The organism is Streptomyces sp. NPDC086989, from assembly GCF_044745505.1.
GTDB lineage: Bacteria > Actinomycetota > Actinomycetes > Streptomycetales > Streptomycetaceae > Streptomyces.
This window is the reverse complement of the sequence record NZ_JBIVAL010000027.1, coordinates 38,938-50,752: the sequence shown is the minus strand read 5'-3', so window position 1 is coordinate 50,752 and position 11,815 is coordinate 38,938. Positions and strand designations below refer to the sequence as shown.

Here is an 11,815-nt window from a genome sequence, read left to right as displayed (position 1 = left end):
CCCGCGGAGCGGGATGGGTGACGCTCCGCGTCATCCCAGGGAAGGCGGGCCGCTCCGCGGCCCGCGAGAAAGCGCATGCGCAAGCTAGATTGCAAACTAGAAAGTCGCTGGTCAGCTGAGGGACAACAGACGCAACGACGCGGGAAGGAGGTGCCTCACCCTGCCGGAATTTCGGCCTTCCCGAATTCGGATTCGACTTTCTAATTCCGCTTCGCGGAATTAAAACCAGGTGGCCAATGTTTATTCTGGCACCTATTCTGCGGTTCTGATCTCTTCGCGATCAAAACCAATAAGGCGATTCCTGCAGTGACTTGAATTAGCGTCAACTGGGTTCTAGTTTTTTCATCTTACCCACTAGTGGAGTTATTGAATACCCCACTACTGCCCTTGCGTTGACGTTCTCGTGGAGGAACTCCGTTGAATCTAGGACCTAATTGGTAACTGGGCTCCCAGTGTCGTCCCCCCTGCGAGGCTGCGGCTGTTGTCCTTGGCTGGCGGCACCGCGGCGCGCCAGCGCTCGGTCACAGCTGGAACAGCTTCGGGCGCGGTGGTGTGTTGACCGAACTAGCTTAGGTGTTTTCGCAGGTCAGCCACGGTTTCTGCTAGCTTCCCGCCATGCCCGCTGAATAGCGTCCCGGAAGGGACTTGAAGAACTTTGTGCTGCCCGAGACAGGTCAGTTACTGGAGACCGAAGCCCGTGGGAGCCCGTGCAGCTCCTCGACGCGTTCGGCAGACCGATCGAGCCGGCCGCGGTCTACTTCAAGGCTCTACTCACCCCTCGCCGCGGGCCCCACGACGCCGACGGCAAGGTGCGCAGCCTCCTGCGCCGCCCCTGGCGGCCGCTCGACGGGGTATTGATCTCGATTCGGAGTAGCGGCGCGGCGCACCCCGATCTCTTGGCGTCCACAGGATCATGAGGGAGCCGGGACAGTACGAGGAGAAAATTTCGATGCCCTTCTTTGCCAAAGTAATGTCCGTATTTGTTGCCTCTCCTGGCGACACCTCAGATGAACGAGACGCCATCGAGGCGGCAATCCGCAGTTGGAATAGTGACTACTGCCTCAGCAAAGGAATCATCCTTCTGCCCCTGCGCTGGGAGCTTGACGCAACGCCTCAGCTGGGCTCGGGTTCGGCACAGGATAGCATCAATAGGGAACTCGTAGACCGTGCAGACATTATTGTCGCAATGTTCAAGAATCGACTCGGAAAGCCCACGAGTAACGGCCTGTCGGGAACTGCAGAGGAAATTGAAAAGGGAATCGAGCGGGGTCTGTATACGCATGTCTTCTTTTCGGCTGGTTCGTTCCCAAGAAATGTTGATCCGGCTCAAGTCGCGGCCCTCCAGGGGTTTCGCGCGCGTCTCGAGAGCGCTGGCATCATCGGCGAGTACATGTCACCCGAAGACTTGGCTAGTAAAGCTCGATCTGCGCTAGCGAGAGATGTGGAGCAGGAGCTTCAGAGAAAGGTGGGTGACTATTTGAGTCCTGACGACACCGAGCAAGGGGGTCCTGGCTGGCCGGCCCGCATCGTACCGTATATCGCGGATAATATCCTTGGAAATCTAAGTCTGGGCTTGAGGAATAGCGGGCGCACCCTGGCCGAGGATGTAGAAATCCTCGTTGAGCCAATTGGCGATGGGTCCCCGCCGGGATTTCTTGAACCGCTCATTGCCGAGCGCATCCATCCGGGCGACTCCGTGCACTTCACCTTCCCGCGATCCATGGGGATGGCGCCATCTATTAAAGTCAGATGCTTTTGGAAGGCGCTCGACCAACATTTCAAATCCGTCGACATTCTTCAGCTCTATTAACAACGTCTCTCAGATGGCTCCCTCGGCAGTTCCTCGCGCGACGGCGTTCTCACCAGGTCAAGTCGAGGTCGCGTTAGTTCGGAGAAGGCGTGACGGCTTCCAGGCCGGAGCCTGACAGAGGCGCACGGCACCGCGTTCTTCGTGCGCTTCAGTGTGCGTTCCGTTCGAGCACCGGTAGGCAAGCCAGGCTTGCCCAACTCCCCCAGGCTTCGGAGGCCGGCCGCGCGCGGAGTGCGGGTTCGCTTCAGCACAACGCGCCCTGCAACACGCCTCCGTCACGCCTGCCGGACGAAGAATGTGCAGGTCGGAGCTGCAACACCCGGCTCACGTAGTGCGGGTCGCGGGGCGCGTTGCACAGGCAGGGCTGGCTAGCCGGCCCGCGCGGCTAGGTATCAGCGGGCGGCAGAGTCGGGTTGGAGCCGGTGCGTGGAGCGGCAGCTTGCTGGGGGATCGACTGAATGAGAGCGGCCACAGGGGAGGGGGCGGGGAGCCCACGCCTGCCACCTGGCGGCAGATCTCCGTCCTCAGCGGTGGCGGGGTGTTGGGCAACCTGGTGGCGGGCTGTCTTAAGATTTCCCTCCGCTTCGGCCTCTTCTCGCTGTTCTTTCATTTGGTCCTGGATCAGGATGGCGTACCCCATCAAGCAAGCTACCGGGGAGCAGCAGAGCAGAAAATAGAAACCGGTGACGGCGGCCTGCGTGAAGTAGGTGCGGACAAAAATCTCGATTTCTGCCATCGGGAGCCGGGAGAGAACAAAGTCTCGGATCAGCTTGTCGAACCCGAGCGGGCCCCACAGCCAGTAGCCCGCTCCGAAGAGAATGGGCAGCTTGCGAATAGGCCAGATGTCTCGCGCAATGATCCGCAGCATGAGGAATGCACTGACGGGAAGGGAGATGATCGCTAAGAAAATCACGCAGGCGAGGATGCGCCAGCCTCCGAGGGCGTCCGGTCCCCTCTTCCCGGAGATGATGCGCTGCGCAGCGCCGGCCGCGGCGTCCTGGTACAGGAACGCGACCAGGCGGTTCATGTCCTCGCCTGCAGTACGCCGCTTCTTGACCAGTGGCTCTTCTTGGTTGTCTTCCTGCTGCTCGGGCTCTGGTCTGGCGACCTCACTCGCTTCATGCGGCTCCGGGCGGATGACGTTAATCACGACGTCTCTGACGATGCCGGCTAGACGTTCCGGTGTGATCAGGTGCTCGGAGCGCGTGGCGGCCCGTTTGGGCGCGGCACCGGGGCGGGACCTGGCTGTCTTCGTCCCGCTGTGTTGGTAAACGGCCGTAGGGATGGGGCCGAGTGGTGGCTCGTCGCCGAAATCGAACCACTCACCTCCAGCACGGTAGGCAGCAAAGGCCTGATGCAGGTGGGCTTCCAGGTCCCGGCCGCCAGGCGTCTGCCACAGCACCTCGAGGCGGTCGGGGTTGCCTGTCTGTAACTCTTTGAGACGCTTTTCGGGGATGATGCTCGTGCCGATCTTGACCCGGGTCGAACCGGCGGAGCCGATCACGTACACGTAGGAATCGCCTTCCGGCGTGGAGGAGGTCACGGCCATGACTCTACGAGCGGCTGCTGACATCGGTTGTTCGCTGGCGAAGTTCAGCGTTCGCAGGACGTGGCTTGGCAGGTCGGCGAGCATCCTGGGATGGACACTGAAGTAGTAGTGGCTCTTATCGGGCTTCCGGTCACGGCCTTGGGGGCTGCGATCGCTTACCCCGTGGGCCGGGCTGTTGCCCGTAGGCAGGCCGCGGACCAGCACGCTCAGTGGTTGCGTACTGAGCGCCGCAACGCGACCCAGGCATACTCCGACGTGACGACGAGGTTCATTGAGGAGCTCAGGTCGTCATGGGAGGAGGTCGGGCGGCCTGAATACGCGCACACTCGGCGTCGCGATATCGAGTTACGCAAGCGCCTGGACCCCGCGCTCTACGAGCCGTTGAAGCGGTCTCTGGGGTCGTTGCACAGCGCGGGAGCGGTAGTGGCGCTGCATGGACCTGAGGGGGTAATAGCCGCCGCTGAGGGCGTGTATGGGGCTGCGCTGGCGGCCACAGGCCAACTTCTGCGGTTCGATGCTGCCAACGTATCCCGGTCCATCCAGTTGTCAGCGATGAAGCATGACGAGTCCGGCCAGCGACAGCTGCAAGCAGCGCTGGAAGACCTGGACAGGGCGTTCGCGCGCTTGGCCGCTCCGTTGGGTCTGCCTGAGTACCCAGCCGAGATCGAGACGATGCTGCGAAGTGCCTCGGCGGCCGGCGCCGCTATCCAGTTCTTGCGGTCCCTCAACGAACCTGACGCGGCACGAGGCGCGATGCTCGATCTTCGCCACTCCCTGGAGGGCGCCGACGAAGAAACACGGCAAGCGCTGACCCCTGTGCTGGCACTGGAACCGCTGGTGGAGTTCAGCGCTTTTGCTGTCGCCATCCAGGCAGGCGAGCCGATCAACCCTGAACGCTTCTTCTCCTTGGTGGGCGCCGCAATGCCTGCCTTGATCAACCTGTACAGCGGGCTGCAGGACCAATCCGGGATGCTGCGGGGGCTCTTGGCAGAGCTGGATGCGGACCCTGTGCTGGTCAGCGCGGTAGAGACTATGACGGGGTACACCGAAAGGCTTTCCGAGCCCATGCAGATCTTTCAGCAGCTGCAGCAGCACTTTGAGCAGGCCCAAGAACTGGTCGCGACAGAAGTGCCTCCCACCACCGCAGTCGCGTGGGCAAGCGGTCTGCATCCGCTGACGGATTCCCTCCGTGCTTCCAACGCTCGTACCGAGGCGTTGATGCCACTGATGGGCGAGACACTCCGTCCGTTGTTCGATCGCCCGGTCGACGAAGCAGACGTGTTGATGCGCTGCGAGCTGGACCGGATCGTCCACGAGCACGTCGAGTTCCTGGAGCGCGCGCGAGAGGCAATCGACCTTGGATGACGCCGGACGTCAGGCCCCCAAGGGCGAGCTCCTGAGGTCTTCTGGAGGCTCAGCACCTTTGAGATACGGCGACGGCGTTCCCCTCTTTCGAGAGGCTCTGTGCGGTCTTGTGGAGGCGTCGCCCAGCCATCTCTGAGGAAGTGGCTGCGACGCGGGGAGGGGGTTGGGACGATCAAGGGTCGCCGTGCCAGTCATCGAGGAGGACGCGATGGTTCCTGAAGTACATCAGCCACCGTCTTGGGGGGACTACCTGCACCACCACTTGAACCTGACCCCAGAGTTCGAGGCCGGTCGTCTGAGTGTGGAGAGGGTCGCCGATGTCGTGATGCTCGCGATGGCCCACTCCGACGGGTACGCGGCGACCGCGCATTTGGTGTCGCTGATGGGCTCTCTGCCTGTGCCGTCGGATGAACCTCACGACTTCTGGTTCGAGCTGTGGCAGTCGTCCGGCAGTGCGTACTGGATGCCGGGGAACGTGAGGCACCACGTGCTGCGGGCGCTGCGGGGCGACGGGGCCGGCCTGGCCCATCACCTGATAAGTGCTCTTGCAGAGATGGACAGCGAGCGGCGGGCGGCTGCAGCCAAGGTCATTGGTGGGGTGCTTCAGGAGGGGCTTTTCGGCTTCCCGGTCTGGCAGCTCGGTCAGTGGTGGCTGCGTGATGTGGAGGAGACCTCGTGGCGGGTCGTGTATGCGGACCGCAAGCGCGTGACCCTGGATGAGCAGAGGGAATTCGAGGAGGGGTGGCGCACCTCCTGACAGTGCTCGCCTACGCGGCGGCCCTCGAAGGCATCCGGGGGCCGCCGCGCATTTCCTCCTTCAGGGATTGATCTCGAACTCCATCAGGTCGATGTTGTTCAGCTGGATCTCGGTGTAGGCGTTCTCGCCGCCAGCCTCCCGGATGTACTCGTTCTGGAGGTACTCGCGGATGATGCGGTGGGCTTCCTGCTCGTCTCCGTCTTCGAGCGCCTGCCACAGGGGTGTGGCGTAGAGGGGCGGGAGGGTCTGGGCGATGGTCCGCAGCCGTCCGTCGGGGGTGCTTCGGCCAGAGGAGGAGTTGGTGTATCCGATCTCGGCGCGGGTGCGGAGCTTCACGGGTACGGCTTTGGCGTCCTTGATGACCTTCTTCTGCAGCCGGGGCTTGGAGCTGGCGCGGACTTCGGCTTCCAGCCTCTGCGCGATCTGCTTGGGCGGGTTCTTCCGCTTGCCGCTGAGGTAGCGGTACACGGAATCGGGCGTGATGCCCAGGCGGGCGGCCACCCTCTTGACCGCGCCGGCCTCACCGCGCTGCTTCTTCTCCTCTCGCAGCAGGGCGGCCGCCTGTCCCTTGGCCGTCTTGGGGATGGCGCGCTGCTCTGGGGTGAGCTTGTCCTGCACAGCCCGGCGGAGTCCGTCGAAGATCTTGCCCATGGTGCTCACTCCCTTTCGTCGATGCGCTCGCCGTCACGCGGCGCGATGTACCGGGCGGGGTTCACGCCGCCGGTGTGGGTCTCGATGTACCAGTCCAGGGAGCGGGCGCCTTCTAGCTTCGCCCAGCCCGGGGCGACGCCCAGGCGGAACGCCCCGGGGATCTGCTGGCCGCTCTTGTCGCGCGGGATGGTCTCCAGCGGGGAGCGGGTGGTGGTCGGGTAGATGACGCAGTCGCTGTACGTGGCGAGGGGGGCCCGGCCGGTCAGTTGGAACGTCTTGACGATCTTTCGGTGCTGGACGATGCGGGCGGTGGCGATGACCGAGGCGCGGATGTCGGGGCGCCACCAGGTCTGCTCCAGGTCGGGCCAGGGCTCGCCGTCCTTGTAGCCGGGGTAGCGGGCCGGGGTGGTGCGGAGCTTGCCGATGCCGCTTTTGACCGACTGCTTGATGGCCTTGAGGACGGTGCGCTCGACGGGGTCGCCGTCGCCTTCGTCGAGGCGGGCCATGGCGGCCAGGAACTCTTCGGCGGCCATGTCCTCGGTGATGCCGAGGCGGGCCATGGTGGTCTTGTAAGCGAAGGAGAGGCGTTCGTTCCACGGGTCCAGCCATCCAGCGGCCAGGGGCTCGCGCAGCCATGCCTCGATCGGTTCGACGGTGAGGCCGAGCTTGCGGGCGTAGTCGCAGGTCTGGGTGGTGTACCAGCGGGGGCCAGCGGGCGGTTGGCCGTTCGGGGTGAACGGCGAGGGCAGGCGGGGGTCGAGCGGGTTGACCTGGCCGGGCTTGAGGCGGGTGGCGAGCTCGGTGTGAGCGTGGGAGAAGTCGACCTTCCAGGCTCCGGGGATCTTCGGGTCGAAGGCGGGGCGGATGCGGTGGATGGGGTCGCTGTCGCCGACCAGGAGCCGGGAGGAGCCGGAGAGGAAGGAGGTGTTGGTGTCGATGCCGACGCAGCTGGTAAAGGTCCGCTCGTCGTCGGTGACGTCGCGGTGCCAGTTCCACGCTTCCTCGCGCATCACCTCCTCCTCCGGACGGCTGGTGCCAAAGTGCTCGTGGACCACGGGGTGCTCGTCGGGGGCCTCGCAGGGGGCGGGCCTGCGCGCCTTGGTCAGCGATCCCTCAAGCGGGCCCGGCTTGAACACCTCGCTGACTGCACCAGTCTGCTCATCTCGGACCTCCACCCGGACGGGCCGGGTCTGCGGGCGCAGCTGGAGCATCAGCTCGATCCCGGAGGAGGCCATGGTGCCTCGCGGGGAGATGACGCGCTGCGCGTAGGTGCCCAGGGTGCGGGCGATCTGGGCCGGCGGGGTGTCGTCGTCCATGTACCAGCCGGACATGGCTCCCAGGGCGCCCCAGGGAACGATGCCGAGCTGGACGCACCGCCGGACGCCATCGTGGACGGGCTTGTAGATGCGGGCCCAGGGACCGAAGCCGCGGCGGGTGAGCGACCAGCCCGCCTTGGTCAGGTCCTTGATGACCTTGTCCGTGTCCGGGAGGCGCAGGTTGCTGCGGTCCTCCAGCTGTGGGGGCAGGCCGTACTTCTTGGTGGCGGCAGGCGTGAGGATCAGCAGAGGGTCGCCGTCGGTGCCCCACTTGTGCAGGCGGCGCTGTCCGAGGCCGGCTTCGAGGGCCCAAGGAATGAGCGTCTTGAGGCTGCGAGCCGGGACGTCGAGGGTGCGGCCGTCGGAGAGGTGCGCGAGGACCCGGCCGTCGTCGGTGACGTCGAGGACGGCCAGCGGCCCGTTCGGATACGCGGGGTCCGTCTCGGGGGCAGGGGCCTGGGCTCGGCGACGAGGTACGGCCGGACTGTCCTCGGTGGCGGGACGCGGGGAAGAGGTACGGGGCGCGGTGGGCCCGGGCTGTGCGGCCTGGGCCGGGATCAACGGCATCACCGGCGCCGCGGGTGCGGCTGCGGGCTGCTGGGCAAGGTGGGGGAACGCCTGGGCGTTGAGGTGCTGCATGGCGGGGTCGAGGTAGCCGACGTCGCAGCGCATGACGCCCGGGATCTCCATGTGCGCCCAGGCGCCGTTGCTCTGGTGGGTGGTGTGGTGTCCGCAGCGCACGCAGGTGCCACCGGGAACGTCGTCCATCTGCACAGCCATGCGGGTCGCCTCCTCGTCCGCGGGCGGGGGGCTGGCCGGAGCGGGCTCGGGCTGCGGGGCAGCGCCGGCTTCGGGCTCCTCGGTGATGGTGTCCTGGACAGGGCTGTCGCCCTGCGGCGTGCCGCTGTCGTCGCCGGGACCCTCGCCGCCTCCCCCTTCGGTGCCCGGGGTGGAGTCTTCGTCGCCGGTGGGGAGGACGAAGGTGTAGGTGTCGACGGTCGTACGGCCGGTGCGGACCTTGTTGCGGAGCTGGTTGTTCGTGATGAGGCGGCCGTCGTCTCGGAGGTCGCGCAGGCCCAGGAGTGCGTCTTCGATGTTCGCGTCGGCGGCGATGGCCTTGATGCCGTTGGAGAACACCGCGACGTGCTGGGGGGCGAGGTAGAAGCCTTCGAGTTCGCGCGAGGCGAGCTGGGGGGCGTTCTCGCCGCCCTGGATGTACGCCTTGTAGAGCGCGAAGTCGGGGAAGGCGCCCGGCCGGGAGGAGACGGCCTGGACGACGGCGGCCAGGAGGCGGTCGGCCGGGTTGCCGCCGCGCTCCTCCAGCTCCATGGTCAGCGTGCCAAGGCGCTCCCGGGCCGCGCGGAGGGCGGCGTCGCGCAGGCCGGTGACGTCCAGCATCTCTTCCAGGCGTTCGGCGCCGGCGACCGCGAGGGCCAGGTGCTCGCCGAGGGTGGAGGCTACGCCGTCGACGCCGCTGCCCAGCTCGTCTTCCGCCTTGGCGACGGCGTCGCGGAAGTCGTTCAGGCGCAGGTCGGCCAGGAGCCAGCGTAGGGGCCAGCCGTAGGCGCGGTAGCTGAGCTGCTTGACGCGCTTGGCGGTCTGGCCGTCCTTGACGATGGGGGTGGGGATTTCCACGACGCGGGCGGCGATGCCTTCGTTGGTGATGCGGCCGGTGACCGAGACGTTGCCGGTGGCGAAGAGGACCGATTCCCATCCGGCGGTGGTGCGGGAGCCTCCGCCGCGCAGGCCGATGGTGCGCTTGGCGCCGTCGGTGGTGGTGAAGATGGTCTGCTCCAGCTTGGGGCCGGAGAGTCCGGAGGCTCCCAGCTCGTCGCGGAAGGCGGTGACGATGCCGAGGGCGCCCAGGCTTTCCATCAGTCCGATCGGGCTGACGCTCCACCCGGTGACGACGTACTTGGGGTTGCCGAAGATCGCGGCGCCCGCGTCCATGCCGGTGGTCTTGCCCTGGCGTGCTCCGCCGACCGCCAGCACCCAGAAGCCCTGGCGCTCCAGCGGGCTGAGGTAGATGCCGCCCAGCGCGGCGCCGAGCATCAGGGCCAGGCGCTCGTTGCCCTCTTCGGCGGCGAGGGTGAGCAACTTCTGCCAGTTGGTGCGGGCTCGGCCTTCGCTGAGGATCTCGACGAAGTATCCGGGCGGGGCGACGTCTCCGGAGGGCACGACGAGGGTTTCCTCGTTGACCCAGCGCGGGACGGCTTCCTGCTCGGGGGCGTAGGTGACGGCGATCTCGTTGATGGCGGTCTGGACGGCCTTTTGCACCTTGTCGTCGGCGGACAGCGGCACGTTCAGCATTTGTGCCCATTCGCCGGTCTTGATCTGGTCGGGCGTGCACTTGGCGATCTCGGCGCCCTCGTCGAGGGACATCGTCAGGCGCAGGTCGTGGCGGGCGCGGCGGGCGGCACCGTCGCGGACCACCAGCTGCTCCAGCACGTAGGGCAGGACGGAGGAGAACTCCCAGACCTCGACGCGTTCGCCGGTGCGGGGGTCGCGGACGGTGGTGAGGCGGTAGACGCCGCGGTCGAACTCGTCGCTGCCGTCGCCCAGGGAGTACCGCCACTGGCCGGTCGACATCGCGAGGGGGTTGGCCGGCTCGATCTCGGCGGGCTTGGGACCACGCCGCTTCGGGCCGGTCTTCTCCTTGGGCTCCGCCTTCTTGGCCGGGGGCTTCTCCGGGGCGGGCGCCGCGGCCGGGGCTGCGGGTTCGGCGAGCGCGCCTTCCAGCGTGAGGGCGTCGACGTCCTCGAGCTCGTCGAGGGTGTGACCGGCCTGGAGGTGGTCGGTGGCGTCCGCGCCGTCCGTATCGACGGCCGCGCGCACGACGCGGACGGAGGCGGCGACGCCGTCGAGCTCGTCTGCGACCTGGGCGGCGTGGCGGTAGCCGACGAGGTCGTTGTCGGCGACGACCACGACGTGCGCGCCGCGGAGCTGCTCGGTGTGCTGGCTGGACCAGGAGCCGGCGCCGTTGGAGTGCGAGGTGCCCACTCCCCCGGCCGCGATGACGGCGTCTGCGTCGCCTTCGCCCTCGGTGACGTGGATGGTGCGGCCGTCGGCGATGGCGGCGGCGACGAGGGGGAGGTTGTAGAGGCCGAGCCAGTCTCCGAGCTTGCGGCCCGGGTAGGGGTTCTTGCCGTCCGGGTAGGAGGTGGCGAAGCGGCGGCCCTTCTTTTTGTCCGGGCAGGCCGCGTCCGTGCACTTGTGGCGGTGGACCCGGGCCAGGATCACACCGTCGACGTCGGTGTAGGTATGGGTGGTCTCGGCAAAGGCGTGGGTGTGCCCGGCCAGGGCCTTCTTGAGGCGGGCCTGGGTGGCCTTGCGAGCCTTCGCCACGTCCTTGCCCGGCGTACGGTCCTGCGCAGGCTCAATCGCGGCCTCGGGGGCCGTACGCCGACGCGGGAGGGAGGTGCCCCGGGCACCACTCTTGGCCTGGGCCTCCGGAGACAGCCCGTCGTACAGGTCTGCCCACTTCAGCCCGAGAGCGGCGATGACGTCGGCGCGGTCGCAGCCTGCCTTGCACTCGAAGACGACGCGGCCGGCCTTGTCGTGGGTCGGCGGCTTCCAGTCGGCGGAGAGCGAGGGGCTGTTCACGTCGTGCACGGGGCACAGGGCGTCCAGGCCGTCCCCACGGGGGCGCGGGTTGCAGTCGTGGGCCTCAAGCGCGGCGAGGAACCGCTGCAGGCTCACACGGTCGTGGGAGCCCTGCGCGGAGGTCTGGGTGGTGGGAGAGGTCACTGGTCACCGCCGTCGTAGATCGACACGGACGGAGTGACATTCCGGACATTTGAACTGCTGGTGTAGTGGATGGCCGAAGCCATGGGTACCCTCTCAACTAGCGAGGGCATCGCTTCCTGAACCAGCAGCGGTTGATAAGACCGCCTTCCGGGCTTGATAACCCCGGTCGGGAACAGGTCGCGATGCTTGTGAGTAGATGAGGGCCCGGAGAACCTTGCGAGGGGGAACCGGGCCTTTGTCGTGTTTGGGGTCAGGCGACCGCTATCACTCCGGACTCCTCGTTCCGGGCGCGCATGATCTCCCGCACCAGGTCCTGCAAGTCGTACGTCGCGTTCAGGAACGCCTGCGGGTCCTCGGCCAGAGCACGCGCCGAACGCTCGCTCAGCAGGCCGACCGACAGCGCGATCGCCATCCGCCGGCCGTTGTCCGGGGAGATCCCACGCCGGACGTCGTGTCCGGGTACGCCCGCTCTCGCCGCAATGGAGGCAGCCGTCGGCCGTGTGACGGCGCCGGACATCCGCGCGATCTCCGCAGCAGTGACCCCCATCCGCTGATCCGGGCCACGGTGAGATGAGCTCATGAGTCTCTCCCCATCCTTCATGAGAAAAATCATCAGACGT

The 11,815-nt window shown here is 66.6% G+C and carries 7 protein-coding genes; 3 read left to right on the top strand and 4 right to left on the bottom strand.

Translation table 11 applies throughout. The annotated features are described in order from the left end of the window. The first annotated feature begins 949 nt into the window (after positions 1-949). A complete protein-coding gene (locus ACIPK4_RS37375; protein WP_402321699.1) occupies positions 950-1,810 on the top strand; it encodes a DUF4062 domain-containing protein in 861 nt (286 codons plus the stop codon). A gap of 385 nt (positions 1,811-2,195) precedes the next feature. Here the strand turns inward: ACIPK4_RS37375 and ACIPK4_RS37370 are convergent, their stop codons facing one another. Then, complete coding sequence (locus ACIPK4_RS37370) at positions 2,196-3,353, bottom strand: GIY-YIG nuclease family protein (RefSeq protein WP_402321696.1); 1,158 nt, start codon at positions 3,351-3,353, stop codon at positions 2,196-2,198. Positions 3,354-3,911: 558 nt separating this feature from the next. On the opposite strand from ACIPK4_RS37370, the gene ACIPK4_RS37365 reads away from it, so the two are divergent. After that, a complete protein-coding gene (locus ACIPK4_RS37365) occupies positions 3,912-4,724 on the top strand; it encodes a hypothetical protein (RefSeq protein WP_402321693.1) in 813 nt (270 codons plus the stop codon). Positions 4,725-4,908: 184 nt separating this feature from the next. Further along, complete coding sequence (locus tag ACIPK4_RS37360) at positions 4,909-5,481, top strand: hypothetical protein (RefSeq protein ID WP_402321691.1); 573 nt, start codon at positions 4,909-4,911, stop codon at positions 5,479-5,481. Between the two features lie 60 nt (positions 5,482-5,541). Here ACIPK4_RS37360 and tpg read toward each other — a convergent pair whose 3' ends face one another. The 3 genes from tpg to ACIPK4_RS37345 all read right to left on the bottom strand — a co-directional run bounded on the left by tpg (position 5,542) and on the right by ACIPK4_RS37345 (position 11,742). After that, a complete protein-coding gene (gene tpg, locus ACIPK4_RS37355; RefSeq protein ID WP_402321688.1) occupies positions 5,542-6,132 on the bottom strand; it encodes a telomere-protecting terminal protein Tpg in 591 nt (196 codons plus the stop codon). 5 nt (positions 6,133-6,137) lie between these two features. Further along, the gene (gene tap, locus ACIPK4_RS37350; RefSeq protein ID WP_402321685.1) at positions 6,138-11,195 is read right to left on the bottom strand and encodes a telomere-associated protein Tap; all 5,058 of its coding nucleotides are present in this window, start codon (positions 11,193-11,195) and stop codon (positions 6,138-6,140) included. 250 nt (positions 11,196-11,445) lie between these two features. Beyond that, positions 11,446-11,742 (bottom strand): hypothetical protein, encoded by a 297-nt coding sequence (locus tag ACIPK4_RS37345; RefSeq protein WP_402321681.1) that lies wholly within the window; start codon positions 11,740-11,742, stop codon positions 11,446-11,448. Positions 11,743-11,815: the final 73 nt, after the last annotated feature.

Bases quoted from the DNA above. Each gene is read 5' to 3' on its own strand.
- ACIPK4_RS37345 (WP_402321681.1), bottom strand. From the start codon at position 11,742: ATGGGGGTCACTGCTGCGGAGATCGCGCGGATGTCCGGCGCCGTCACA.
- ACIPK4_RS37365 (WP_402321693.1), top strand. From the start codon at position 3,912: ATGAAGCATGACGAGTCCGGCCAGCGACAGCTGCAAGCAGCGCTGGAA.
- tpg (WP_402321688.1), bottom strand. From the start codon at position 6,132: ATGGGCAAGATCTTCGACGGACTCCGCCGGGCTGTGCAGGACAAGCTC.
- ACIPK4_RS37375 (WP_402321699.1), top strand. From the start codon at position 950: ATGCCCTTCTTTGCCAAAGTAATGTCCGTATTTGTTGCCTCTCCTGGC.